This is a genomic window from Kitasatospora sp. NPDC093550, from assembly GCF_044764985.1.
In the GTDB taxonomy this organism is placed as follows: Bacteria; Actinomycetota; Actinomycetes; order Streptomycetales; family Streptomycetaceae; genus Kitasatospora.
Map to the genome: position 1 here is coordinate 353,121 of NZ_JBIWJF010000002.1, position 24,952 is coordinate 378,072.

Below are 24,952 nucleotides of genomic sequence, written 5' to 3' on the forward strand. Positions count from 1 at the left end.
CTTCACACCCCGCTGTGGCGGAGCATCTCCTCGCGCTCGACGACCTTGACCCGCTCGCGGCCCTCGGCCTCGCCGAGGGCGCGCTCGTGGGCGTCCAGCAGCTGCCAGCCCGCCCAGGTGGTGTGGCGGACGCCCCGGGCGCGCAGGTGCTCCTCGACGGCCGCCGGGTCCGGCTCGCCGGCGCCGGGCAGGCGGCCGGCGGCGTGGTCGTCCAGCAGGCAGGCCACGGTCTCGTTGGCGTCGCCCTTGGTGTGGCCGATCAGGCCGACCGGGCCGCGCTTGATCCAGCCGGTGACGTAGGTGGCGGTGCGGGGCGAGCCGTCCCCGGCCAGGACCCGGCCGGCGGTGTGCGGGACGGTGCCGGAGACCGGGTCGAACGGCAGCTTGGGCAGCTCGTCGGAGTAGTAGCCGACGGCCCGGTACACCGCCTGCACGTCCCAGTCGGTGAAGCGGCCGGTGCCGCGCACGTTGCCGGTGCCGTCCAGCTCGGTGCGCTCGGTGCGCAGGCCGACCACCCGGCCGTCCGCACCGAGGACCTCCACCGGGGACTCGAAGAAGTGCAGGAAGATCCGGTGCGGGCGGTCCCCGACGTCGCGGATCGCCCACTTCTCCAGCGTCGCCGCGACCAGGTCGACGTGCTTGACCGCGCGGCGCTCGGCGATCGAGCCGGCGTCGTACTCGATGTCCTCGGGGTCGACGATCACCTCGATGGTCGGGGAGTGGTCCAGCTCGCGCAGCTCCATGGGGCTGAACCTGGCCTGGGCCGGGCCGCGGCGGCCGAACACGTGCACCTCGCGGGCGAGGTTGCGGCGCAGGCCCGCGTGGACGTTCGGCGGGATCTCGGTGGGAAGCAGCTCCTCGGCGGTCTTGGCGAGCACCCGGGCGACGTCCAGGGCGACGTTGCCGACACCGAGCACCGCGACCTTCTCGGCCTCCAGCGGCCAGTCCCGCGGCACGTCGGGGTGGCCGTCGTACCAGGAGACGAAGTCGGCCGCGCCGTAGGAGCCGTCCAGCCCGATGCCGGGCAGGTCGAGCGGGCGGTCGGCCGTCGCGCCGGTGGCGAAGACCACGGCGTCGTAGAACCGGTGCAGGTCGTCCAGGGCGAGGTCGGACGGGTAGTCGACGTTGCCGAAGAGGCGGACCTGCGGCTTGTCGAGCACCTGGTGCAGGGCCGTCACGATGCCCTTGATGCGCGGGTGGTCGGGTGCGACGCCGTAGCGGATCAGGCCGAACGGGGCGGGCATCCGCTCGAAGAGGTCGATCGAGACGCCGGGCGCCCGGGCGGCGTCGGACTTCAGCAGGGCGTCCGCGGCGTAGATGCCGGCGGGGCCGGCTCCGACGATCGCGACTCTGATCGGGCGGGGCGTCACGGGCGGACCTCCGGTCGGGCGCAGCGGGAGGGTGGTCTGGACCCTTGCAGCCAACCCGGAGGCGGGGCGGAGCTGTAGTCGGTTCCGGTCTATGGGGTCATAGAGACGAGCTATGGGCACGCGGCCGGCCCGGACGGGGTGCGCCCGGGCCGGCCGCGCGGGGCGTCAGCTCCCGTCGGCGGGGGCCTGCGCGGGTACGGCCGGGGTCTGCACGGGTACGGCCGGCGGGGCGGGCTCGGCGGAGGCGGCGCCGGCGCCGTTCGCGCCGTCGGCGATCCGGGCCGCGGAGGCCTCGAAGAAGCGCAGCAGCTCCACCGGGAACGGCAGCACCAGCGTCGAGTTCTTCTCCGCCGCGACCTCCACCACGGTCTGCAGCAACCGCAGCTGCATCGCCGCCGGGGTCTCGGCCATCTTGGTGGCCGCCTCGGCGAGCTTGGCGGCGGCCTGGAACTCGCCGTCGGCGGTGATGATCCGGGCCCGGCGCTCGCGGTCGGCCTCGGCCTGGCGGGCCATCGAGCGCTTCATCGAGTCGGGCAGGCTGACGTCCTTGATCTCCACCCGGTCGATGTGCACGCCCCAGCCGGTGGCCGGGCTCTCCAGCATGACCTCCAGCCCCTGGTGCAGGTTCTCCCGGCCGGAGAGCAGGTCGTCCAGCTCGCTCTTGCCGATGATGGAGCGCAGCGAGGTCTGGGCGACCTGCAGCATGGCGAAGGCGTAGTTCTGCACGTCCACGGTGGCCTTGATCGGGTCGATCACCCGGAAGTAGAGCACCGCGTCGACGCTCACCGAGACGTTGTCCTTGGTGATGCCCTCCTGCGCGGGCACCGGCATGGTGATCACCTGGACGTTGACCTTGCGCATCCGGTCCAGCACCGGCACCAGCAGGGTGACGCCCGGCTCGCGGACCCGCCCGCTCACCCGCCCGAGCCGGAACACCACCCCGCGCTCGTACTGCTGCACCACCCGCACACCGGTCGACAGCCAGAGCAGGAACAGCACGGCGACGATCACGACGAATGCCACGATTTCGACCTCCCCCGTCGCGGCGCAGCCCGGCCGGGACCGGAGTGGCCCTGTCGCGCGGTGCGAGCCGCGCTGGACAGTATGCGCCGGGGGTGGGAGGGGTGACAGGCGTGTGCACAGCGGTTTTGACGGATCTTTAGCGGGCGGGGGCTCGCTCGGGCTGTCGCGCGCCCGCGGCCGGCTGCTGCGGGCCGGTCGGATCGGTCGGGTCGGTCGGGTCGGCCGGATTGGTCGGGCCGGTCGGGTCGGCGGGAGTGGCTGGAGTGGCTGGAGCGGCCGGGTCGGCCGGGGCTGCCGGGGCGGCTCGTCGGGCTTGCTCGGCCCGGCAGCGTCGGCCGGCCAGCGCGTTGAGCACCGCGACCGCCAGGCCCAGGCCCAGCGCGATCAGCCAGGCGCGCCGCTGGTCGACGTGCGGGCCGGCCGCGACCGGGGCGAGCACCGCCACCCCCAGGGTGTTGCCGAGCTGCCGGGAGGTGGTGGCGAGCGCGGAGGCCACCCCCGCCTGCTGCGGCGGCAGACCGGTCACCGCGGTGTTGGTGATCGGCGGGTTGACCAGGCCGAGCCCCAGCCCGAGCACCAGGTACCCGGCGGCGTACGGCGGGTACGCGTCGCCGCCCGCCGCCAGCGCGAGCAGTCCGGCGCCCAGCGCCAGCAGCAGCCCGGCGCCCACCAGCAGCCGGCGCGCCCCGACCACGTGCAGCAGCCGCCCGCTCAAGGGCGAGACCACGGCGAGCGCCAGCGTGGCCGGGAGCAGCGCGAGCCCGGTCTCCAGCGCCGAGGCGTGCCGCTGCTGCTGCCAGTACACGCTGGACACGAACAGGAACCCGGCGAGGATCGCGAACACCAGCACCGCGCTGACCGTGGCGGCCGTGAAGGTGGGCCGGCGCAGCAGCGCCAGCGGGAACACCGGGTGCGGGCATCGCCGTTCGACGGCCACGAACGCCGCGCCGCCCGTCAGCGCCAGCACCGCGCACACGAGCGGGGTGGCGCCGCCGAAGCCCTGGTGGGCGCCGTGGATGAGCAGCTCGGTGGCCCCGAACACGGCCACCGCGCCCAGCGCCAGCCCGAGCGGGTCGAGCGGACGGACCCGGCTGCCCCTGGTCTCCGGGACACGCACCGACGCGGCCAGCGTCAGCGCCACCACCGGCAGGTTGACCAGGAAGATCCAGCGCCACCCCAGCGCGTCGACCAGCGAGCCGCCGACCAGCGGGCCGACGGCCGCGGCCAGCCCGAAGATCGCCGCCCAGAGACCGATCGCCCTGGTCCGGCGCACCGGGTCCTCGATCGCGGTGGTCACGGTGGACAGCGCGTTGGGGCCCAGCAGCGCGGCGCCGACGCCCTGCAGGACCCGGACGGCGATCAGCTGGTCGGCGCTGCCGGCGAGCGCGCAGCCCAGCGAGCCCAGCCCGAAGACCAGCAGCCCGGCGCGGAACATGGCGCGCCGGCCGAGCCGGTCGCCGAGCGCTCCGGCCAGGAGCAGCAGCACCGCCAGGGTCAGCGTGTAGGCGTCCACGATCCAGGCCAACTGCGAGGGGCCGGCGGACAGTTGGGCCCGGAGGGCGGGCAGCGCGACGTTCACCGCGGTGGAGTCGAGGCTGGTGATGAACAGCGAGGCGCCGCAGACGACGGTCAGGCCGGTCGGGCCGAAGGCGCGGCGGCCGGGCCGGGACGGCGGCCCGTCCTGCGGCGGCGGTGGGAGCTGGGCCGGCGGTTCGTGCCGGGGCACGGCGGAGGGCATGCGGGACCCCTTCCGGGTCGTGGCGGGAGGCGGCGACGGACGGGGCGCGCCCCGGCGCGGAGGCCGGTCGGGCGGGCTGCGGTCGCTCTGCCTCGAACCTAGGCGGCCTGCGCATTTGCGGCAATCGGCAAAACGGCAACTGATAGTTTCACCTGGTGCAACTGTCCTCGGTCGACCTCAACCTGCTGGTGGTCCTGGACGCCCTCCTGGACGAAGGCTCCGTCACCCGGGCCGCGCACCGGCTGAACCTCTCCGTCCCCGCGACCAGCCGCGCCCTCGGCCGGCTGCGCCGCGCCTTCCAGGACCCGCTCCTGGTGCGCTCCGGCCGCGGACTGCGGCCCACCGCCACCGCCGTCGACCTGCGCCCCAGGCTGCGGCTCTGGCTCGAACAGGCCGAGCAGCTCCTGGACCGTCAGGCCCGGCCGCTCGACCGGAGCCTGACGGTCGTCGCGCCGCAGGACCTGATCGTCCTCAGCAGCGCCGAACTGCTGACCCGCCTCACCGCGGCCGCGCCCGCCGCCGAGCTGCGCCTGCTGGCCTCGGACGGCGGACGGGACGGCGCCGAGGCCGTCCGGGACGGCACCGCGGACCTGGCGCTCGTCGTCAACGCGGCCAAGCGCCCGGACCTGCGCTCGCTCGGCCTGGTCCGGGCCGGGCTCACCGCCGCCGTCCGCAGCGGCCACGCCCTCACCCGGGGCGAGCCGAGCGCCGAACGCTTCGCCGCCGCCGAGCACGTGCTGGTCTCCCGCAGCGGACGGCCGGAGGAGGCGCTGGACCGGGAGCTGCGGGAGGCCGGACTGCCCCGGACGGTCCGCTGCGTCGTGCCCGGCTACCTCGCGGCGCTGCACCTGGTCGCCCGCACCGACCTGGTCACCGTCGCCCCCGTCGCGCTCGTCCGGGAAGCGGGCGCCGCCCTCGGCGTCGTCCCCGTCCCCGTCCCCGTTCCCGCCCGGCTGCGGCCGCTGCGGGTCACCCTGCTCTGGCACCCGCGCCGGGACCAGGACCCGCTGCTGCGGCTGCTGCGGGAGAGCCTGGGCGCGCTCGCCGAAGAGCTCACCGGGCAGGGCGACGAGCCGCCGCACTGATCTGTGGGGGCGGGGCCGCGGCGACCGACACGCACGGGGCCGGGCCGTTGCTCGACTTGCCGCAGGCCGGGCGCTTGGATGGGTCCGCCCTGGTCAACTCGACGGGCCCGTACCGGATTGCGCCCCGACGCGGCCCGGACGCGGCCCGAACGCCCCCGGCAAGCCGAGGAGTCACCCCGTGCACGACACCAGCGACCCCGCCGCCGTGGCCCAGCGGATCACCGAACGGTGCGACCGGCTGGGCATCACCGAGGACGACCTGGCCCGCCGGGCCGCGATGGCCCCCCGCTACCTGCGGCACCTGCTCGCGGCGGGGCCGGACTTCGACCCGGCCGGCTTCGTGCGGATCGCCGCCGTCCTCGGCTGCAGCCGCGACGAACTGCTGACCGGCCGCGCCGACGCCCCGCCCGGCCACGGCGGCCCCGGCCCGCACCCCCGGCTGCAGAACCTCACCGAGGCCGAGTGCTGGGAGCTCGTCGGCACCCACGGCATCGGCCGGATCGGCCTGGCGGTCGAGCCGGGGCCGGTGGTCCTGCCCGTCAACTACGTGGTCGACCGGGCCTCCTTCGCCTTCCGCACCGGCGAGCACCACGCCGCCGCCCCGGCCGAGTCCGCCTCGGTCTCCTTCCAGGTCGACCGCATCGACGAGTACCTCGGCCGCGGCTGGAGCGTCCTGGCCCTCGGCCAGGCCCACTACGTGACCGACCCCGAGGAACTGCAACGCCTGGCCGCCCTCCCCGGTGCCACCCCCTGGGCCGGCGGCGACCGCCCCCGCTGGGTCCGGATCCGCCCCGACGAGATCACCGGCCGCCGCCTGATCACGGGCTGACCACCCGGCGGCTGCCCCGGCCCACGGCAGGGTGACCGGCTGCGGCGTGACGGCGGGCCACAGGAGCCTGCCCGGGGAGTGCGGTCATGCGGATCGTCGTCCATGAGGACCCGGTCGGACGCGCCGAGGTCGACCACCTCGCGCGCGCCGGCCTGGCTCCGTTCGGACTGCCGGGGCAGGTCGAGCAGCTCCGGCTCAGGGCGCTGAACGACGGGACCCACGCGGTCGCCTGCACCCCGTTCCGCACGTACGGGATCGACCTCGGCGACATCGTGCTCCTCGGCGAGGACGACTGCGTCAGCGAGGTGGTCCGGAGCCCGTGGCACCGGACGCTGCGGCTCGCCTTCGTCGCGGATCTGCCGGCCGGCGTCCTCCGGCGGGCTGCCGACGGGACCAGGGCCGAGGTCCGGCCGCGGGGGTGGCGAGTGAGTGGAACGGCGAGCGCTTCGTGGCCGTCGACGTCCCGCCCGATGTCGAACCCGCCGGACTGCTCGCGGTGATGGGCCGTGCGGTCGAGGCCGGTCAGGTCTGCTGGGAGTGGGGGGACGTGCGGCCCTTCGTCCGGGCTGGTCGCTGACGGTCCTCGGGGGTGCTCGGGGCGGTGCGGGGTGTGGCGGTGAGGTGGCGGGTCAGGGCGAGCGTGGCGAGGAGGGCGAGAAGGGTGCAGACGCCCCACCAGCCCGTGTGGGTCCAGAGCTGGGCGCCGAGCCAGGAGCCCGTGCTGCCGCCCAGGTAGGCGCAGGTCATGTAGGCGCTCCTGAGGCGGCCGCGGGCCTCCGGCCGGAGCGTGTCGACCCGGGTCTGGTTGGCCACCATGCCGCACTGCATGGCCACGTCGAGCAGCAGGGTGCCGAGGGTCAGGGCGGTCAGGCCGAGCGGGCCGCCGCGGCTGCCCGTCGCCAGGACGGCGGCCGAGGCGAGGACGCCGAGCAGGCAGACCAGGTTCACCGGGTCGGGGCCGTGCCGGTCCACCAGCCGCCCGGCGTACGGGGTGCAGAGCATGGTCGCCGCGCCGACCAGGGCGAGCAGCCCGACCGCCCGGGCGTCCAGCCCGTACGGCGGGCCGGTGAGCAGCAGGGCCAGGCAGGTCCAGACGGCGGAGAAGCCGGCGAAGACGCTCGCCTGGTACACGCAGGAGCGGCGCAGTTCCGGCTCGGCGCGCAGCAGGCGCAGGGGTTCGGCGAGCAGGGCCCGGTACGGCTGCCGGGAGGGCGCGGTGGTGGCCGGGACGGCGCGGGCCAGGACGGCGGCGAGGAGCAGGGTGAGCGCGGCGGCGACCAGGTACGGGGCCCGCCAGCCCAGCCACTCGCCGAGGGTGCCGCCGAAGGTGCGGGCCAGCAGCATGCCGCCGGTCGATCCGCTCAGCAGGGCGCCGATCACCGCGCCCCGGCGGCCGGCGGAGGTCAGGTTCGCGGCCAGCGTGCCGACGATCTGGGCGGCGACGGTGCTCAGGCCGACGGCGGCGCTCGCCGCGACCAGGACGGGCAGGTTCGGCGCGCAGCCCGCGGCGAGCAGGGCGAGGCCGGTGAGGGAGAGCAGGGTGACCAGGAGCGGGCGGTGGGGGAGCCGGTCGCCGAGCGGCACCAGGAGCACGATCCCGGCGGTGTACCCGAGCTGGGTGGCGGTCACGACGAGGGTCGCCGCGTCCGGCGGCACGTGCAGTCCGGCGGCGATCAGCGGGCCGACGGCCTGCGGGAAGTAGAGGTTGCCGACCGCGACGGCGCAGGTGACGGCGAGGAGCAGGACCAGGCGACGGGTCATCGGTCCGCCCGCCCGGCGGCGGGGGAGGTCCTGGTGGTCGCCGGTGTCCGAGCGGTCGCCGGTGTCCGAGCGGCCGTCGGTGTCGGGTCGGTCGTCGGTGTCGGGTCGGTCGGTGTCGGGTCGGTCGGTGTCATGGCGTCAGTGCACGGCATCGGCGGGGCGCCGCCAATCGATGTAGCGTGGGGCTTCATGATCAGCTTCGAACTCGGCGTCGAGGACCTCGCGGACACCCGGTTCGCACTGTCGCCGCTGCACGAGGCGGTACTGAGCCTGCGGGTGCTGCAGGACCCCGGGCTCTCGGCGTTGCACCTGCCGTGGCGCCGGTCGGTGCTCGGCCGGCTGGGGGCGCTCGACACCGAGCTGCTCCTGGCCCTGGTGGCGCGCCGGCGTACCGTCCCGGACCACCTGACGCCCGTCCCGACGGGCTTCGCACCGGTCTTCGAGGAGGAGCTGGCCGTCGTGCGCCGGACCTCCCCGGAGTCGGTCCGCCGCGACCTGGTGCTGACGCACGCGCCGGACCCGGTGCCCGGGGCACTGCGGGCGGCCGTCGACGGCGACGACGCCGCGGTCGCCGCGCTGCGCGACGGCATCTGCGACCTCCTGCACCGGTACTGGCGGTCGGCGATCGAGCCGGAGTGGCCGCGGATGCGGCTGGTGCTGGAGGCGGACATGACCTACCGGGCCCGGCGGCTCGCGCTCGGCGGCGCCCGGCTGCTGTTCGCCGACATGCACCCGGACCTGCGGTGGCGGGACGGCGTGCTGCACGTCGACCGGATGATCAGCCGGCACCGGGTCGCTGCGGCGGGGCGAGGCCTGCTGCTGATGCCGTCCGTGTTCGCGCACAAGCCCGCGCCGCCGCTCAGTCCGGAGGAGCCGCCCAGCCTGGTCTACCCGAGCCGGGGCGTGGCCACCCTGTGGGACTCCCCGCCGGGTGACGCGCCGCGGGGCGGCTCCCGGTCGGGTGCCGCTCCGCAGGCGCTGGCAGCACTGCTCGGTGCGCCGCGGGCCCGGCTGCTGGTGCTGCTGGAGGAGCCGACCGCCACCGTCGAGATCGCCCGCCGGCTGCGGGTCACGCCGAGCGCCGTCTCCCAGCACCTGCGCGTCCTGCACGCCGCGGGTCTGCTCGCCCGGGCCCGGGACGGGCGCCAAGTCCTCTACCGGCGCAGCGTGTTGGGCGACCAGCTGGTGGCGGGGCGGGTGAGCGGCCGGTAGCCGGGGCCGTGGAGCGGGGGCGGCCGGGGCGGGCCGCGAGCGGAACCTCCGCCTCCGGCCTCGACCCGGCCTCGATCTCTGCTCCATCCGCTGCACGGCGCACTGCGCGGCCCGTGGACGGGCGCGCCGATGACTGGTATCCAGGCCACTGGGCAGTCGCGAAGTGCGGTCCGGCTGTGGAGTCGTGACGCACCACCAGGAGAGCAGGGGCGATGCGCAGAGTTCTGATCGTCGGCGCCGGGCAGGCCGGGCTCCAGCTGGCCCTGGGGCTGCAGTCCCACGGCTACGACGTGACGGTGCTGACCGACCGCGGCGCGGACGAGGTGCGCACCGGACGGGTGCTGTCCAGCCAGTGCATGTTCGACTCCGCGATGCGGACCGAGCGCGCCCTCGGCCTGGACCTCTGGGCCGACGAGGCACCCCGGATCGAGGGTGTCGGGCTGTCGCTGAGCGGCCCGGCGGCGGAGCGGGTAGTGGACTGGGTCGGCCGGCTGGACGCCTACGCGCAGTCCGTCGACCAGCGGGTGAAGATGTCGGCCTGGCTGGAGGCCTTCGCCGAGCGCGGCGGCCGGGTGGAGCTGCGCCGGGTGACCGCCGCCGACCTGCAGCACCTGGCCGGCTCGTACGACCTGGTGCTGGTCGCCTCCGGCAAGGGCGCGCTGGCCTCGCTGTTCGAGCGCGACCACGTGCACTCGCCGCACGACCGGCCGCAGCGGGCACTGTCCGCCGCCTACGTGCACGGGCTGGCGCCGCGCCCCGAGCACGACTTCCCGGCGGTGCGCTGCAACGTGGTGCCCGGGGTCGGCGAACTGTTCGTGGTGCCGGCGCTGACGGTGTCCGGGCCGTGCGACATCCTGCTCTGGGAGGCCGTGCCGGGCGGGCCGGCGGACGCCTTCGACGGGATCCGTGATCCGGCCGAGCACCTGCGGGTGATGCTGGAGTTGATGAGGACCTTCACCCCTTGGGAGTACGACCGGGCCCGGTCCGGCGTCGAACTCACCGACGCGGGCGCCACCCTGGCCGGCCGCTTCACCCCGGTGGTGCGCCACCCGGTCGGCGAACTGCCGGGCGGCGGAGCGGTGTTGGGTGTCGCTGACGTGGTCGTCACCAACGACCCGATCACCGGCCAGGGCGCCAACAGCGCGGCCAGGTGCGCCGCGGTCTACCTGGACGCGATCCTCGCCCACGGTGACAAGCCCTTCGACCGGGACTTCCAGCAGGCCGCCTTCGACGCCTTCTGGGAGACCGCGGGCCCGGTCACCGTCTGGTCCAACGCGATGCTCGCGCCGCCGCCCCCGCACGTCCTCGACCTGCTCGTCGCGGCGGGCGAGCACCAGGCCGTGGCCGACCGCTTCGCCAACAACTTCGACGACCCGGCCGACGTGGACCGGTGGTACCTCGACCCGGCCAAGGCGGCCGCCTACCTGGCCTCGGTCAGGGCCGGGAACTGAAAGGTCAAATCTTTCCAAGTCCCGTGCGCGAGCACGCCGATCATGGTGGGTTCTTGTCACCCCTCGCCGAGGGGGCCTCCGGCCCGGACATCCCGTCCGAGCCGGAGCCGGACGGACAACAGGAGACGCGTGGTGGCGGTCGACGGGGGCAACATGGCCCAGGCTGTGATCGATACGGCGTACAACGAGCGCAAACGCCTGCACACCGGCCGCAGCCGGACCACCGCCGTGGTCGTCCTGGGCATCCTGGCGGCGGTCGGACTCTTCCTGGCGCTGGTGGTCGGCAAGTCCGACCCGGACTCCGCGCCGACCTGTGACGGCCACACCATGACCCGGCAGAGCGAGTGCCGGATATGGTCCAACCACGGCGGCGGGGGCACCTTCTCCTACGACGAGATGATCGACCGCCGGGAGTCCTCGAAGGGAACCTGGAAGGTCGTGGGCTTCGGCGCCGCCGGGCTCGCCGTCGTCCTGATGCTGGTCTCCTACAACAAGCTGGACCCGAAGCGCCCCTGGGGCAAGCCGGTCAGCGCGGCCTGCCCGCGCTGCCGGGAGACGAACCTCCGGGAGAAGCTCACCGTGCACAGCGTCACCAAGGGCCGGACGACGTACCGCTACAGCGGCATCGTCACGCTCTGCACCCCGGCCTGCGGCTTCTCGACGATCCGCCAGCGCTGACAGCACCCCCTGCCACCGCGCGGGGCCGCGGATAGGACGTTCCGTTCCCACCCACTACGCTCGGCCCCGATCGAACAAGCGATGGGGTGAACCGAGTGAGCAGGTGGGAGCGGGCGCTGGACGCGGCCGGCGTGCACGACCCGGGGCTGCGGGCCGACTACGACCGGCAGCGCCGGCAGCTCACCCGGTACCGGCGGGAGGTCACCGTGGCGGCCGGCCTGCTGCTGCCGGCGCGCACCGTCCCGCACGTGATCGCGGCCGCCGCCTTCATGCACCGCACCGACACCCTGCTCGACAGCGGTCCCCTCGCCGAGCGCCGCACCGCCTCCACCCGCTGGCAGCACCGCGTCACCGAGGCCCTCGCCACCGGCCGCACCGACGACCCCGAGCTGCGCCCCCTGCTGCACAGCGCCGACGCGCACCCCGTGCTGCGCGACCGGGTCCCGGACTTCCTCGCCGCGACGGACGCGGACCTCGACTTCACCGGCTTCGCCACCGAGGAGGAGTACCAGGCGTACGTCGACGGGTACTCGCTGCCCGGCTTCATGGTCATCGCCGCGCTGCTCGGCCCGGACGGCGACCAGAGCGCCTACCGCGCCGCCTGCCGCACCTACATCGACGCCGGGCAGCGGCTCGACTTCGTCAACGACCTCGCCGAGGACCTCGCCGACGGCCGGCTGACCATCCCCGAGGAAACCCTCGGCGAGCACGGCGTCACCCGTGACGACCTGGAACAGGCCCGCGACCTGCCGGCCGTCCGCGCCCTGCTCGGCGACCTGCTCGACCGGGTCGACCGCACCCTCGCCGAGGGCCGGGCCGTCGTCGACCTGGTGCCGGCCGCCCACCGGCCGATGGTCCGGTGCCTCATCGGGGTCGACGAACTCACCAGCGCCGCCGCCCGCGCCGACCGTGGCGCCCTGCTCCGCCGCTCCGCGAGCCCCGCCAAGGGCGCGGCGCTGCGGCTGCTGGGGCGCGAGTACCTCCGGGCGCGGCGGGTCCGCGGCTGACGGCGCGGGACGGGGCGCAGCGGGGGCGGCCTCGGCTGACGGGCCGGCTGACGGGCCGCCCGCAGGGCGGTGAACGGGCCGCTCGCCGTGCCGTGCGCGGCCGTTGACGCACTTCGCGGTGCCGTCGGCCGTCGTGTTCCGGCTCTCCCCGCGCCCGCCCCGGCGCTACCGGACCGGCCGGACGGTGCTGACCGCCACGACCGGCCCGGCCCTGCTCGGCTTCTGGGGCCTGCCGCTCGCTCGCCCCGCCCCGGCTCGCCGGGGGGCTGCGACGCCGGCCGGGGCGGGCTGGCAGGCTGGGCGGGTGGGTGTTGAGGTCGTCCTGCGCTGAAGGGGGGCTGTGGTGGCGGGTGGAGCAGGAAGGCGGCGGGTGCCTCCGTTCGATCCGGAGGTGGGGGCCGTGCTGGCGGCCGCGGGTGCGCGGGCGCGGGAGGTGCTCACCCCGGAAGGACTGGCGGCGTGGCAGGAACGGGACCGGGCCGCCCGGCCCCGTCCGACGCTCGACCGGCTGCGCGACGGCGGCCGGTTCGAGGTGGCCGAGCTGGCGGTGCCGCGGCCCGACGGAGGGGGTGACGTCACGCTCGTCAGCGCACGGCCCGCCGGGGTCGGCGGGGTCGGCGGGCCGCTTCCGCTGCTGTACTACCTGCACGGCGGCGGGATGGTGACGGGCAACGCGTGGTCCGTGCTGCCGCGGCTGCTGCGCGGGTGGGCGCTGCCGCTGGGGCTGGCGGTCGTGTCCGTCGAGTACCGGCTGGCACCGGGCACCCGCTTCCCCGGGGCCGTCGAGGACTGCTACGCCGGACTCGTCCGGGTGGCCGAGCGCGCGGGCGAACTCGGCGTGGACGCGGACCGGGTGGTCATCGCCGGCAAGAGCGCCGGCGGCGGGCTCGCCGCGGCCCTGGCCCTGCTGGCCCGTGACCGGGGTGGTCCGGTGCCGGTCGGCCAGCTGCTGCTGAGCCCGATGCTCGACGACCGCGGCGACACCTACTCCAGCCACCAGATGGCCGGCCACGACACCTGGGACCGCGCCTCCAACGCCACCGCCTGGCAGGCCGTGCTCGGCGACCGGTACGGCGCCGCCGACCTCTCGCCGTACGCCGCGCCGGCCCGCGCCACCGACCTGTCCCGGCTGCCCGCGGCCTACCTCGACGTCGGGTCCGCCGAGACCTTCCGGGACGAGGTCCTCGCCTACGCCGACGGGATCTGGCGGGCGGGCGGAGAGGCGGAACTGCACGTGTGGTCCGGCGCCTGCCACGGTTTCGACACCATCGCCCCGGAGGCCGCCGTCGCGCGGGACGCCGATGAGGCCCGCACCCGCTGGCTGCGGCGCGTCCTGCGGCGGTGAGCGGAGGACACCTCAACCCCCTCGTGCGATGCGGTCGTCGGTCCGATGCCGAGGAGCTGGTCGACGCCGGGCAGCGGATCGCTCAAGTGCCGCTGAGGCAGCGGCGGCGATGAGCCGTAGGGGCACGGACTACCGGCCAATGACCCGGCGGACCGTGCCGTCGGCCGTTGCCCGCGACCTAGACTCGCCATCGGGCGGCGCGACGTCGGGGTCCGAAGCGATCCGCGTTCGACGCACCCACGGGGGGCCCGGCACATCCCGCAGCAACCGCTTCGCAGACGCGTCCCGGATCGTCCGGCACGCCTGCCACCACAAGGGAGTCCGCCATGTCCGACACCACCACGTCCCGCTCCGCCGCCGAGACCGGCCTGGACCTCCAGGACCTCGACCTCAGCGAGCTGACCGTCACCTCCCTGCGCGACACCGTCGCGCTGCCGGAGAACGGCGCGTCCTGGGGCTCCTGCTCCTGCCAGGCGTCGTCCTCCTGCGCCCAGCCGCAGGACATGGTCGTCCCGATTTCCTGACGGAGCGTCAGTCCGCCTTTCTGGAAGCATCGTTCGAGAAACCGGGAGACCACATGTCCGACCACGCTCGGGGCGAGCTCGCCCTCGATGACGTCCTCGCCCTCGACGGCCTCGACCTGGGGGAGCTGACCGTCACCGCGCTGCGCGACACCGTCGCGCTGCCCGAGACCGGCGCCTCCGGCGGCCCCAGCTCGACCTCCTGCGGATCGTCGTCCTGCGCCGTTCCGCACCCGCCGGTCCTCCCGTACTGAGGCCGGCGCCCCTCCGCACCACCCTTCAGCACCACCCCTGCAGCACCACCCCTTCAGCACCTCCCCGCACTGCCCTGAACCCGGCGCGTTCGCGCGGACGCGCCGGGTTCCTCCCGTGCGCTGCGCGTCAAGCCCGTCCCGCCCGTCCCGGTCCCGTCGGAGGGAGTCGTCATGCCGAACCGAGCCCTGCCGCACACCCTGCTTCGGGAGACCCCGGTTCCCGCCCTCGCCGCGGCCCCGGCCGCGTACACCGCGCGCCACGCCCTGGTGCGCGCCACCGTCCTCGCCCGGCCGCCGCAGTCCGCCGTCTCGGCGCACGCACGGAGCCTGCTGGCCGAACTGAGCGCCGTCGAGGCCGCGGACGCGGCACTGCGGACCGACCTCTGCGACGACCTCCACGACAGCCGCGCCGGCCACGACGAGGAGTTCCACCGCCGGGTGGTGCTCCCGTTCCGGCGCGACCTGCACAACGGGCGCCCGCCCCGCGCCGCGCTGCTCGACCGGCTGGCCGACCTCCCGCAGCGCCTGCCGCGACTCGCCACGTGGCTCGAACTGCGGCAGCGGCGCGTCCAGGTGCTCGCCGCGCTCGCCGACGCCGTCCCGCCCGCGCTCGCCGCCGAGCGCGCGGCCCTCGCCGCGCTCTGCCGCGAGCCCGCGTTCACCCGCGCCGTCGCCCTCACCAGCGCCGACCTGTTGCGCGCCGTCGCCAACACGGCTCGCGAGGCCGCCGTGGCGAGCGAACGGCCGGGCCGGGCCCGCAAGGAGGAGGCGGCCGTGCTGCGACACGCGCTGCGGGCCACCGCCAAGACCAGCCCGCTCTCCTGGTTCACCTCCGTCGGCTGGTCGCCGTCCCCCGGCGACCGGACGGCGGACGGGACGCCGGACCGGAGGTCGGACGGGCCGGCGCAGCCGCCGTACGCGGTCGTGAAGGAGAACCGGACGCTGGTCGCCGCGCTCGTCCAGGCCCTGCTCGACGACCCCCGGCGCAGTCGCACCCTGCCGCACCGGATGGCCAGCGCCGCCCGCGTCGCCGACGGCCGCGCCCACTACGCCCGCAGCGAGCTGGTGTTCGCGGGCGGGCGCTACCTGGTCACCCGCGAGGAGGAGGTCGAGCTGGCCGCCCGGCCCGAACTGGCGCTCCTCGCCACGCTCACCGCCGTCCCCGAGACCCCGGACCGGCTGGCCACCCGCCTGGCCGCCGCCCTGGACCGCCCGGCCGACGACCCCGCCGTACGGCGCTTCGTCGACCAACTCCTCGGCGCCCGGCTGCTGGTGCCCACCGACCCGGTCGACCCGCAGGACCCGCAGCCGCTGCGGAGCCTCGCCGACTGGCTGCGGCAGTGGCCCGAGGACGCCCCGGTCGTCCGGCTCGTCGACCGGATCGCGCGGTCGACCGCCGAGTTGGCGGACACACCGGGCGAGCGTCGTCCCGCTCTGCTGGCCGCGCTCGCCGACTCCTGGCGCCGACTGCTGGCCGCCGCCGGCCGGCCCGTCCCGCCGGAGGCCGCACCGCTCACCGTCCTCAGCGAGGACGTGCACGTGTCGACGGCGGCGCCGCAGTCCCGGCCCAGCCGGGCCGACCGGGCCGCGCTCGCCGAACTCACCGCGCTGGCCGAACTGTTCGACCACGGCCACCTGATGCGCCGGGCCGCCCGCGACCGGTTCCTCGCCCGCTACGGGGCCGGCGGGGTGTGCGCCACGCCATGGGAGTTCGGCGCCGAAGCCGCGCAGGCCTGGGCCGACATGGCCGTCCCGAACGAACTGTCCTCGCTCCAGGCCGAGTTCGCGGCGCTGCCGGAGGAGGACGGCGAACTCCTGCTGCCCGCCGACCGGGTCCGCTCGCTGGCCGCCCGGCTGCCCGACTGGACCGCAGCCCGGCCGCTCAGCTACTCCTGGTTCGTCCAAGGAGACCCCGCCGACGGCCTGTTGTGCGTCAACCACGTGTACGGCGGCTGGGGCCGCTTCACCAGCCGCTTCCTCGACGCCACCACGCCGCGGGCCGCCACGGACGTCGCCCGGCAGATCCGCCGCGGCCTCGGTGACGGCGCCCGCGCCGCCCAGGTCCGGCCGGTCGGCGGTTTCAACGCCAACCTCCACCCGCTGCTGCTCGCCGACGAGATCGGCCCCGACCGGCAGTGGACCGGCCTGACCGAGGCCGACCTCGACCTCGTCCACGACCCCGCGAGCGACCAGCTCCGCTTCCGCCTGCGGAGCACCGGCGAACTCCTGGACGTCCTCTACCTCGGCTTCCTCGCGCCGCTCATGCTGCCCCAGCGACTCGCCCCGCTGCTCGCCGACCACCCCAACGGCGTCGTCGACTTCCGCCCGCTGCTGCCGCGCACCCCCCTCGACGCCCCCGGCGGCACCGTCACCCGCACCCCGCGCCTGCGCCACCGCCACGTCGTCCTCGCCCGCCGCCGCTGGCACCTGCCGCCCGCCGTCCTCGACGCCCTGCGCGCCGAACTCGCGGGCGACCCGGGCCCGGACGGCGTCCCGGCCACCGCCGCCGCCCGCTGGCGCGCCCTGCTCGGCCTGCCCGAACAGCTCTTCCTCCACCCCGTGGCGGCGACGCCCGCCACCACCGGCACACCCGCCGACGCCTTCGTCGCCCACCTGCGCGCCCCCAAGCCCCAACCGGTCGACCTCGGCAACCCGCTGCACCTCCGGCACCTCGGCAAGTGGCTCACCCGGTACCCGAACGGCGTGGTGCTGGAGGAGTCCCTGCCGGCCATCGCGGGAACGGCGGAGTCCGTCCGGGCCGTGGAGCTGGTGGTGGAGACCTACCGCCCCGGCCGGACGGCCGCGGGCGCGGGAGCGGAGCGGGAGGGGGAGCGTTGAGCGCCGCCGGGGTGTCGGGCCGGACGGCCCGAGGGGTCCGGGCTGTCGGCGTCTTCGGGTCCCGGGCGGTCGACCGTGTCCGGTTGGTGCGTCTGCGGCGGCTGGGTGGGGGGCTCGCGCGGTGTCCGGGCGGCGGGGTGCCGGCCGGGTCGCCGTTCGTGTGTCGGTCCGCCGGAGCGCGGCACCGACCGGCCGGCGTGGCTCGGCCCGCCCGGGCCGTCCGTCCTGCGCCCGTCCTTCCGAACGTTCCGCTCACCCAGTGCCGAGGAGAAGCCCGATGAGTGACCCCGCCGACGCCGACGCCGACGCTGACGGCCCGGAGGCCGTGACCGCCCGCGATGTGGTCCTGACCTACTACCAGCCCGTCAAGGCCGGCGCGCTGCGCGAAGCCGTGCTGCCGCAGGCGCGGCGGGCGGTGGCGGAGGGGCTGGACGCGCACGTCGAGCGGCACTGGCGGTTCGGGCCGCACCTGCGGCTGCGGCTACGCGGTCCGGGTGAGCGGGTGGCGGTCGCGGCGGAGCGGGCGGCCGAGGGGCTGCGGGCGTGGACGGCGGCGCACCCGTCCGTGGCCGACCGGACGGAGGAGCAGCTGCTGGCCGAGGCGGCCGTCGCCGGGCGGGTGGAGCTGGTCGCACCACCGTACGGGCCGCTGGTGCCGGACAACACCGTCCGGGTGCTGCCCGTGGACCCGGCCGCCGAGCGCTCCCTGCGGGCGCTGATCGGGGACGAAGCCACGGCCCTGCGCGACGAGTTGCTCCGGCTGGGGCTGCCCGCCCTCGCCTCCGGCAGCGAGTTCCTCGGGGCGCACGGCGACGCGTCCGAGGCCCGGGTGCAGCTGGTGGTGGCGGCGCTCGCGGCGCACGCCACCGCGCACCCCGACGGGTTGGTCGGCGGGCACTACTCGATGCTGTCGCACCTGGAGGACTTCCTCGTCCACGAGGACCCGGACGGCGGCCTGCGGGCCGGCTTCGAGCGGCGCTGGGAACGGGTCGGCGGCGCCGTCACGGCGCTGGTGGGCCGGATCACCGACGGCGGGGCGCGCGGCTGGGAGCGGGACTGGGCGCACTGGTCGGCGAGCGCCTGGACCCTGGCGGAGCGCCGGCTGGCGGCGGGGGCCGACCTCGGCGGCAGCCGCGAGGAGTACCGCCACCGCGCGGCGGCGCTCGGCGATCCGGACACCGCCCTGCGCTGGAACGGCGAACTGCGCACCCGCTACAGCGAGTTCCACCGGCTGCTGCACCGCTCCGACCCCACCGGCACGATGTGGAGCCGCCCGGACTACCTGATCTACCGGGCCTGCACCAACGGCCTGTACCGGCTGCTCGCGATCTGCGACGTCCGGCCGTTGGAGCGCTACCTGGCCGCCCACCTGGTGGTGCGCAGTGTGCCCGAGCTGACCGGACACCGGTGGCAGGACCGGGTGGACGAGGTCATCGCCGCGGTGGAGGGCGCGGCATGACGGGCGTCGGGCCGGGCGTCGGGCGCGGCGTCGAGCGGGGTGCCCCGCCGACCGGGGAGCCGAGGCCGCACCTGCGCCCCGGGGTGGCGGTGACCCTCCTCCAGGACGGCCTGCACCTGCGCGGACGCGGCACCAGCCTCACCCTGGAGGGCAGCCGCGCCCTCCCGGCGCTGTGGAAGCTGCTCGCCGCCCGGCTCGCTCCCGGGCCGGAGACGGCGGCCGAGCCCGTCCCCGGGCCGGAGACGGCGGCCGAGCCCGTCGCAGCGCCTGCTCCCGCCACCGCCCCCGTGCCCGAGGCGAAGGTGGCGGCGGCGCTGGCCACCGTCACCGCCCGGTTGCGCGAGCACGACCTGATCGTGGACCACCCGGCCGGTGCCCGACTGCCGTCCTGGCCGGGCTCGGTGGCGGACCGGCCGGCCGATGCGGCAGGAGCCCTCGCGGCCGCCCGCCCGGTGGTGGCCGCCGCCGACCCGGACGGGCCCTTGGCCCGCGCCGTGGCCCGCGCCCTCGCCCGGGGAGGGACGGCCGCGCCGACCCCGGTCGCCGAGGCCGGACTGCCCGCCGGGCGGGTGGTGCTCTCGACGGGTGAGCCGCCGGTGGCGGTCGCGGTGCAGTGCGGGGCGGACGGCGGCTTCGTCACCGAGCCCGCCGAGCCGGACCGCACCCGCGCGGACGCCACCGCCCTCGCGGCCCGACTGGGCGACGGCCTCGGCAGTGGAGCCGACGCGGCACCGCCCGCCCCCGTCCTGCTCGCCCTGCTCGCGGCCGCCGGCGCCCAGCGGCTGCTCTGCGCCGTCGCGGGCCTGCCCGACCCGGGCGCGCCGGACGAGGACCCGCGCCTGCTCCCGGGCCGCCCCGCCGTCCTGCTCGCCGAGGCCCGGCCACCGCGCGCCGAGCACCACCCGTGGGCGGCCGCTGCCGGCGCCCCGGCCGCGCCGCCCGGCGACCTCGCCGAGGCGCTGCGCCGGGTGACCGCGCTCGGCGATCCACGGCTGGGCGTCCTGGACGCACCGTCCCCCGGCGACCTCCCGCAGCTGCCCGCCGCGCTGGTCTCCTGCGGCACGCCGTCCGGCACCCTGGTGGCCGGGGCGGCCCGGACGGACCTCGCCCGGCTCGCGGCCGCCTGCCGCTCCGCAGAGCTCCACCTGGCCGCGGTCGACGGGGGAGCGGAGCCGGTGGTCGGCGCCGACCCGGACCACGCCCTCGGCCGGGCCCTGCGCCGGGCGGCCCTCGCCCGCGCCTTGCCGAACGGCCCTCGGCCGGACGGACGTGTGGCGAACGGGCCCGCGCTGCTCGGGTCCGCGCTGCCGGAATCGGACTGGCGGGAGCATCCGCAGGCCGCGCACTGGTGGGAGGCACTGGCGCGCCGCCTCGGCCGCCCGCCGAAACTGACGGTCCGTCAACTCGGCGACGCAGGAGCCTACCTGGCCGAGGCCGAGGGAAGCCGAGCCGTCGAAGCCACCCCCGCCGACGCCGCCGCCCACGCCGCCCTGGCCGCGCTCACCCGCCTCCTCGCCCGTGACGGCGCCCCGGCCGCCGTCCACCACACCGCGCTCACCGGCGCCGCCGCCCCGCTCGCCGCCGCCGGGCGCCACCCGGCCACCTGGACGGACGAAGGCTCGACGGACCGCTGGCTCGCCGAACTCGCCGCCCGTGAACCGGACCTGCGCGCCTCCCTGCGCCGCCTGACCGGCCTGCGCACCGCCCCCTGGCGGCCCGCCGGCGCCGCCGCCCGCCCGCTCGCCAACGCCCTGGCCGGCTGCGGGTTCACCGCGCTGGTCACCACCGGAGGCCCGCGATGAGCGAACTCCCCGTCCTCACCCCGGCGCAGGCCCTGGCCGCCACCGAGGGCACCGCCGTCGTCCACCTCGCCGAGTGGACCCTCGGGCTGGCCGCCCGGCTCAGCCGACACGCACTCGACCACCCCGTACGCCTGGTGCCGGTGCGCGAGGACGGCGCGCTGACCCTGGTCGGACCGGTGCTGCACCCCGGCGCACCGGCCTGCCTCGGCTGCACCGAGTACCAGCGGCTCGCCACCGCCGGCGGCCGGGTGCCCTGGCACAGCCCGGGGCTGGCCCTCGCGGGCACGGGCACCCCGGCCTTCGGCGAGGCGGTGGCCGCGCTCGCCGCCGAACTGGCCGGGAGCGCATCGGCGTTCACCGATGCCACCGTCCACCTCGTGAACGGCGCCCGCGCCACCTGGTCGACCCACCGGGTCCGCCCGGTCGGCGGCTGCCCGGTCTGCCACCCGCTGCCCGTCGACACCCCGGAAGCGGCCCGGCTGCCCGACACGCCCCTCCCGCTGCCCGATCCGACCGTGCTGCGCGGCCCCAACGACCGTACGGGAGCGGCGCGGCTGCGGGCCGAACTGCACGACGAGCGCTTCGGCCCGGTGCGCCGGCTGTTCCGCACCGAGGACTCCGCCTTCGCCCTCACCACCGCCTGGGTGACCGACGGCCGGGCCGTCGACGACGGCGGGTACGGCCGGGCGGCGGACTTCCGCGCCAGCGAGCGGGTGGCGCTGTTCGAGGCGGTGGAACGGTACGCCGGCATGCGGCCGCTGGGACGCCGGACCGTCCTGCGGGCCTCCTACGCCTCGCTGGAACGCGAGCTCGGCCCGGGCACCGTGCTCGACCCCGTCCGGCTCGGCCTGCCCGACCAGCCCCAGCCGGGAGCCGGCCCCGAACACTCCGGCGCCTCCGCCACCGTCCCGTACACCCCGGACCTGGTGCTGGACTGGGTCCACGGCTGGTCGCTCACCCACCGCCGCCCGGTCGCCGTCCCCGAACACGTCGCCTACTGGGACCTGCCGGACCGCGAACGCCCCCGCGTCGTCTACGAGTCCTCGAACGGCTGCGGGCTCGGCAACAGCCCCCAGGAGGCCGCCCTCTACGGCCTGTTCGAGGTCGCCGAGCGCGACGCCTTCCTGATGGCCTGGTACGCGCGCACCCCGCTGCCCGGCGTCGCCGTCCCCACCGAGGACCCGCAGGTCGCCGACCTCGCCGCCCGCGCCCGGCTGCTCGGCTACCGGCTCACCCTGCTCGACGCCACCAACGACCTCGGCGTCCCCGCCGTCATCGCCCTCTGCCGCCACCGGGGCGGCCACCCGGACGCCCCGCGCACCTTCCTCGCCGCCGGCGCCCACCACGACCCGCTGACCGCGATCCGCTCCGCCGTCGCCGAGGTGGTCACCAACGTCCAGGAGGCGCCGCACCGCTCCACCGCCCCCGGCGGCCCCCGCGACCCGCGTCGACTGCGGCCGATGCTGGACCGCCCCGAGCTGGTGGTCACCCTGGACGACCACACCGGCCTGAACGCCCTGCCCGAGGCTCAACCCCGCCTGGACTTCCTCTTCGCCGGCCCACCCCCGGTGCCCTGGACCGCACGCTGGCCCGGCGCGCCCGAGCCGGTCGCCGACCTGACCGGGCTGCTGGAACGGACGGTCACCCGCCTCGCCGGGGAGGGTCTGGAGGTCCTCGTGGTCACCCAGGACGAGCCCGGCGTCCGCGACCGTCTCGGCCTGCACTGCGCCAAGGTGGTCGTCCCCGGCACCCTGCCGATGACCTTCGGCCACGCCAACCGCCGCACCCGGGGCCTGCCCCGGCTGCTGGACGTCCCGTACCGGCTCGGCCGCACCCCGGCACCGCTGCGCCACGACCGACTGCCGCTCCACCCGCACCCGTTCCCCTGACCGCGCTCATCCCGAAAGCCACCTTCCGTTGCCCCAGCCGTCCGGGAAGGACGCGATGACCACCGACCAGCTGCCGACCACCCGATGGCACAGCCTGCACCTCGCGCTGCCGCTGCCCGCCGACGAGGCCGACGCCTTCCTCACCGCCGACCTCGCCCCGCTGCTGGACGGCCTCCCGGACACCGACTGGTTCTTCATCCGCTACGGCGAGGGCGGCCCCCACCTGCGGATCCGCCTCCGCAGCCAAGGCCCGCCGCCCGCCGCCCTGGCCGCCGACCTCACCCGGCTCGCCACCCGCCGCACCCCGCTCGACGGCCCCTGGACGTCCCGGCACGGCGAGGTCACCGAGGTCCGGTACGAGCCGGAGACCGAGCGCTACGGCGGCCCCGCCCTGCTGCCGATCGCCGAGGAGGTGTTCACCCACTCCACCCGCACCGCCGTCCACGCCCTGCACGCCCTCGCCGCCGTCCCCGACTCCCGGCTGCCGCTCGCCCTCGACCTCGCCCACACCACCGCGCACGCCCTCGGCCTCGACGAACTCGCCGCCTCCCGCTGGCTGCGCCGCCACGCCGCGTCCTGGCGCTGGGTCACCGAGTACCGGGCGCTGCCCGGCGCCGCCGTCCACACCCGGGTCAACACGGTCTTCGCCCGTCAGCGCCAGGCCCTCGCCGCCCGCGCCCGTGCCCTGCGCGCGGCGCTCGACGCGGGGACGGCCCCGCCCTGGCTGGGCGACTGGGCCGCCCGGGTCGCCGAGGCCGCCGCCCGGATGCGCACCGCCGCAGCGGCGGCCGCGCCGGAGACCGACGCCTCGGAACGCCTCTCCTGGGTCTGGGCCTCCCAGCTGCACATGCTGTTCAACCGGCTCGGCGTCGGCCCCGACGAGGAGCGGGCGGTCTGCCGCCTCGCCGCCCGCACCCTGCTGGAGACCGACCGGCCGTTCACCTTCTTCCCCGACGACCAGCACGCCCCGGACCACCAGTACCTGGAACGCAGCAAGTTCCAGATCGGCCGCACCGAGGACAGCACCCTGCGCGACCTGCCGCCCGCCCCGGCCCCGCGCCCCCGGACCGGCGACCTCCCGCTCCCCGCCGACCCGCTGCCCGCCGTCACCCTCGCCGACGCCCTGCACGGCCGCCGCTCCACCCGCGGCCCCCTGACCGGCCCGCTCACCGCCGCCACCCTCGGCGGCCTGCTCTGGCCCGCCTTCGCCCCCGGCCCCGACACCGGCCACCGCCCGTACCCCAGCGCGGGCGCCCTGCACACCGTGCGGCTGCGCCTCGTCGCCCTCGCCGTCGACGGCCTGCCCGCCGGCACCTACCAGTGCCTCCCCGAACACCGCAGCCTGCGCCCGATCGGCCCGGCCCCCGCCCTCGACGACCTCAAGGCGCTCTCCTCCTACCTCTCCCGCCCGCCCACGGACCCGGTCGCGATCGGCGTCGACGACGCCCCCGCCGTCCTCGCCGTCTACCTCGACCTGGCCCACCTCCGCCGCCGCTACGGCCTGCGCGCCCTGCGCCTCGGCCTCCTGGAAGCCGGCCACCTCACCCAGAACCTCCTCCTCACCTCCGCCGCCCACGGCCTCGGCACCACCCCCCTCGGCGGCCTCCAGGACGACCTCGCCCACGAACTCCTCGGCCTGGACGACCTGGAGGAACCGCTCCAGTACCTCCTCCCCCTGGGCCGACCGAGTGCGCTCACCGAGTGAGTCACGGGATCGTCCCGGGGACAACGTGCAACCCGGCCTCCCTGATCAGCCATCAGTCCTTGACGTGGTCCTCGCGCCGAGGCTCCGGCCGGTGTTCGGATCGTCCCCGTGCTTTGTGCCGCCCGGCTGACGGCCAACTACGGTGTACGGCAAGGGAAGCCGTAGAGTCTCCGGTATGTCGGATGACGAGTTGCGGCGGATCGAGGCGTTCCTGGCCGGGTTCGCGCGGCGGCGGGCCGAGTGGACGGTGGAACTCCCGGGCGGGTTCGGGGTGTTCGACGACGGCTTCGCGGGCTCCTGGTCGAACAACCAGGTGGTCGTGGACCGTGCCGACGTCGATCCGGCCGCGCTGCCGGGGCTGGTCGACGAGGTGATGGGCGAGCGGCCGTTCCGGGTGGTGTCCGTGCTGGACGGGGAGTTCGGGGAGGCGTGCGTCGAGCCCTTCGAGCGGGCCGGGTACCGGCACAGCACGTACCTGGTGATGCTGCACACGGGCCCGCTGCCCGCCCCCGTCGGGGACCGGCACGCCGTCGGGGAGGTCGGGCTGGAGGTGCTCCGGGAGCCGCTCGCGGCGAGCTGGCGCGCAGCCCTCCCGGAGGCCGAGGAGGAGGTGGTCCGCCTGCTCGTCGACCGCCGGGAGGCGAACCGGCGCGGCGCCGAACGCGTCGAGTTCCTCGGCGCCCGCGCGGAGAACGGCGAGCCGGCGGCGTGGACCGACCTCTACCTCGAACCCGCCCTCGGCATCGCCCAGATCGAGGACCTGATGACCGCCGAGCCGCACCGCCGCCGCGGCCACGCCGACGCCGTCCTGTCCACCGCCCTGCACCGCGCGGCGGACGCCGGCTGCGGCACGCGCTTCCTGATCGCCGAGTCCGACGACTGGCCACGCGCCTGGTACGCCCGCCGCGGCTTCGAGGTCATCGGCCGCACCCACGGTTTCGAGCGCACCTGAGGGACCCCGGCCGTGGGCCAGGCGGATCGGCCG

Annotated in this window: 20 protein-coding genes; 16 read left to right on the plus strand and 4 right to left on the minus strand. The window is 76.5% G+C overall.

Going from position 1 to position 24,952, the window contains the following annotated elements:
• Positions 1 to 2: 2 nt before the first annotated feature.
• From ACIRD3_RS04745 to ACIRD3_RS04755, 3 genes are all read right to left on the minus strand, one after another.
• On the minus strand, positions 3 to 1,370 hold the full coding sequence (locus ACIRD3_RS04745; protein WP_402211582.1) for an FAD-dependent oxidoreductase: 1,368 nt from the start codon (positions 1,368 to 1,370) through the stop codon (positions 3 to 5).
• A 165-nt stretch (positions 1,371 to 1,535) separates the two neighbouring features.
• Positions 1,536 to 2,393: an SPFH domain-containing protein gene (locus ACIRD3_RS04750; protein WP_402211584.1), complete on the minus strand. Its 858-nt coding sequence runs from the start codon at positions 2,391 to 2,393 to the stop codon at positions 1,536 to 1,538.
• Positions 2,394 to 2,529: 136 nt separating this feature from the next.
• Positions 2,530 to 4,131, minus strand: a complete 1,602-nt coding sequence (locus ACIRD3_RS04755; RefSeq protein ID WP_402211587.1) for an MFS transporter — start codon at positions 4,129 to 4,131, stop codon at positions 2,530 to 2,532.
• A 155-nt stretch (positions 4,132 to 4,286) separates the two neighbouring features.
• Here ACIRD3_RS04755 and ACIRD3_RS04760 point away from each other — a divergent pair, with 155 nt between their 5' ends.
• From ACIRD3_RS04760 to ACIRD3_RS04770, 3 genes are all read left to right on the plus strand, one after another.
• Positions 4,287 to 5,216 carry a LysR family transcriptional regulator gene (locus tag ACIRD3_RS04760; RefSeq protein ID WP_402211590.1) on the plus strand — a complete coding sequence of 310 codons (930 nt, stop codon included), beginning with the start codon at positions 4,287 to 4,289 and terminating at the stop codon, positions 5,214 to 5,216.
• A 178-nt stretch (positions 5,217 to 5,394) separates the two neighbouring features.
• Positions 5,395 to 6,045 carry a helix-turn-helix domain-containing protein gene (locus ACIRD3_RS04765; protein WP_402211593.1) on the plus strand — a complete coding sequence of 217 codons (651 nt, stop codon included), beginning with the start codon at positions 5,395 to 5,397 and terminating at the stop codon, positions 6,043 to 6,045.
• Positions 6,046 to 6,131: 86 nt separating this feature from the next.
• Positions 6,132 to 6,545 carry a hypothetical protein gene (locus ACIRD3_RS04770; RefSeq protein WP_402211596.1) on the plus strand — a complete coding sequence of 138 codons (414 nt, stop codon included), beginning with the start codon at positions 6,132 to 6,134 and terminating at the stop codon, positions 6,543 to 6,545.
• 22 nt (positions 6,546 to 6,567) lie between these two features.
• On the opposite strand, the gene ACIRD3_RS04775 is transcribed toward ACIRD3_RS04770, so the two are convergent.
• Complete coding sequence (locus tag ACIRD3_RS04775) at positions 6,568 to 7,806, minus strand: MFS transporter (RefSeq protein WP_402211599.1); 1,239 nt, start codon at positions 7,804 to 7,806, stop codon at positions 6,568 to 6,570.
• Between the two features lie 189 nt (positions 7,807 to 7,995).
• Between ACIRD3_RS04775 and ACIRD3_RS04780 the strand changes: the two genes are divergently transcribed.
• From ACIRD3_RS04780 to ACIRD3_RS04840, 13 genes are all read left to right on the plus strand, one after another.
• Positions 7,996 to 9,018: an ArsR/SmtB family transcription factor gene (locus ACIRD3_RS04780; RefSeq protein WP_402211602.1), complete on the plus strand. Its 1,023-nt coding sequence runs from the start codon at positions 7,996 to 7,998 to the stop codon at positions 9,016 to 9,018.
• Between the two features lie 212 nt (positions 9,019 to 9,230).
• Positions 9,231 to 10,469, plus strand: coding sequence for a styrene monooxygenase/indole monooxygenase family protein (locus ACIRD3_RS04785; protein WP_402211605.1), 1,239 nt, complete (start codon positions 9,231 to 9,233; stop codon positions 10,467 to 10,469).
• A 132-nt stretch (positions 10,470 to 10,601) separates the two neighbouring features.
• Positions 10,602 to 11,147: a hypothetical protein gene (locus tag ACIRD3_RS04790; protein ID WP_402211607.1), complete on the plus strand. Its 546-nt coding sequence runs from the start codon at positions 10,602 to 10,604 to the stop codon at positions 11,145 to 11,147.
• A gap of 95 nt (positions 11,148 to 11,242) precedes the next feature.
• The gene (locus tag ACIRD3_RS04795) at positions 11,243 to 12,154 is read left to right on the plus strand and encodes a phytoene/squalene synthase family protein (protein WP_402211610.1); all 912 of its coding nucleotides are present in this window, start codon (positions 11,243 to 11,245) and stop codon (positions 12,152 to 12,154) included.
• Between the two features lie 370 nt (positions 12,155 to 12,524).
• Positions 12,525 to 13,499: an alpha/beta hydrolase fold domain-containing protein gene (locus ACIRD3_RS04800; RefSeq protein WP_402211613.1), complete on the plus strand. Its 975-nt coding sequence runs from the start codon at positions 12,525 to 12,527 to the stop codon at positions 13,497 to 13,499.
• A 326-nt stretch (positions 13,500 to 13,825) separates the two neighbouring features.
• A complete protein-coding gene (locus tag ACIRD3_RS04805; RefSeq protein WP_402211615.1) occupies positions 13,826 to 14,023 on the plus strand; it encodes a thiazolylpeptide-type bacteriocin in 198 nt (65 codons plus the stop codon).
• A gap of 53 nt (positions 14,024 to 14,076) precedes the next feature.
• On the plus strand, positions 14,077 to 14,274 hold the full coding sequence (locus ACIRD3_RS04810; RefSeq protein ID WP_402211618.1) for a thiazolylpeptide-type bacteriocin: 198 nt from the start codon (positions 14,077 to 14,079) through the stop codon (positions 14,272 to 14,274).
• A gap of 171 nt (positions 14,275 to 14,445) precedes the next feature.
• Positions 14,446 to 17,112 (plus strand): lantibiotic dehydratase, encoded by a 2,667-nt coding sequence (locus tag ACIRD3_RS04815; RefSeq protein WP_402211620.1) that lies wholly within the window; start codon positions 14,446 to 14,448, stop codon positions 17,110 to 17,112.
• A 277-nt stretch (positions 17,113 to 17,389) separates the two neighbouring features.
• Positions 17,390 to 18,571, plus strand: a complete 1,182-nt coding sequence (locus tag ACIRD3_RS04820) for a hypothetical protein (RefSeq protein WP_402211623.1) — start codon at positions 17,390 to 17,392, stop codon at positions 18,569 to 18,571.
• The gene (locus ACIRD3_RS04825; protein WP_402211626.1) at positions 18,568 to 20,373 is read left to right on the plus strand and encodes a hypothetical protein; all 1,806 of its coding nucleotides are present in this window, start codon (positions 18,568 to 18,570) and stop codon (positions 20,371 to 20,373) included. Before ACIRD3_RS04820 ends, ACIRD3_RS04825 begins: the two co-directional genes overlap by 4 nt.
• Entirely contained in the window at positions 20,370 to 22,262 is a 1,893-nt protein-coding gene (locus ACIRD3_RS04830; RefSeq protein WP_402211629.1) for a TOMM precursor leader peptide-binding protein, read from the plus strand. Before ACIRD3_RS04825 ends, ACIRD3_RS04830 begins: the two co-directional genes overlap by 4 nt.
• Before the next feature lie 55 nt (positions 22,263 to 22,317).
• Positions 22,318 to 23,967, plus strand: a complete 1,650-nt coding sequence (locus ACIRD3_RS04835; protein WP_402211631.1) for a thiopeptide-type bacteriocin biosynthesis protein — start codon at positions 22,318 to 22,320, stop codon at positions 23,965 to 23,967.
• A 175-nt stretch (positions 23,968 to 24,142) separates the two neighbouring features.
• The gene (locus ACIRD3_RS04840; protein ID WP_402211633.1) at positions 24,143 to 24,919 is read left to right on the plus strand and encodes a GNAT family N-acetyltransferase; all 777 of its coding nucleotides are present in this window, start codon (positions 24,143 to 24,145) and stop codon (positions 24,917 to 24,919) included.
• The last annotated feature ends 33 nt before the right edge of the window (positions 24,920 to 24,952 follow it).

Bases quoted from the DNA above. Each gene is read 5' to 3' on its own strand.
- ACIRD3_RS04755 (WP_402211587.1), bottom strand. From the start codon at position 4,131: ATGCCCTCCGCCGTGCCCCGGCACGAACCGCCGGCCCAGCTCCCACCG.
- ACIRD3_RS04770 (WP_402211596.1), top strand. From the start codon at position 6,132: ATGCGGATCGTCGTCCATGAGGACCCGGTCGGACGCGCCGAGGTCGAC.
- ACIRD3_RS04775 (WP_402211599.1), bottom strand. From the start codon at position 7,806: ATGACCCGTCGCCTGGTCCTGCTCCTCGCCGTCACCTGCGCCGTCGCG.
- ACIRD3_RS04780 (WP_402211602.1), top strand. From the start codon at position 7,996: ATGATCAGCTTCGAACTCGGCGTCGAGGACCTCGCGGACACCCGGTTC.
- ACIRD3_RS04785 (WP_402211605.1), top strand. From the start codon at position 9,231: ATGCGCAGAGTTCTGATCGTCGGCGCCGGGCAGGCCGGGCTCCAGCTG.
- ACIRD3_RS04805 (WP_402211615.1), top strand. From the start codon at position 13,826: ATGTCCGACACCACCACGTCCCGCTCCGCCGCCGAGACCGGCCTGGAC.
- ACIRD3_RS04810 (WP_402211618.1), top strand. From the start codon at position 14,077: ATGTCCGACCACGCTCGGGGCGAGCTCGCCCTCGATGACGTCCTCGCC.
- ACIRD3_RS04815 (WP_402211620.1), top strand. From the start codon at position 14,446: ATGCCGAACCGAGCCCTGCCGCACACCCTGCTTCGGGAGACCCCGGTT.
- ACIRD3_RS04820 (WP_402211623.1), top strand. From the start codon at position 17,390: ATGAGTGACCCCGCCGACGCCGACGCCGACGCTGACGGCCCGGAGGCC.
- ACIRD3_RS04825 (WP_402211626.1), top strand. From the start codon at position 18,568: ATGACGGGCGTCGGGCCGGGCGTCGGGCGCGGCGTCGAGCGGGGTGCC.
- ACIRD3_RS04830 (WP_402211629.1), top strand. From the start codon at position 20,370: ATGAGCGAACTCCCCGTCCTCACCCCGGCGCAGGCCCTGGCCGCCACC.
- ACIRD3_RS04835 (WP_402211631.1), top strand. From the start codon at position 22,318: ATGACCACCGACCAGCTGCCGACCACCCGATGGCACAGCCTGCACCTC.
- ACIRD3_RS04840 (WP_402211633.1), top strand. From the start codon at position 24,143: ATGTCGGATGACGAGTTGCGGCGGATCGAGGCGTTCCTGGCCGGGTTC.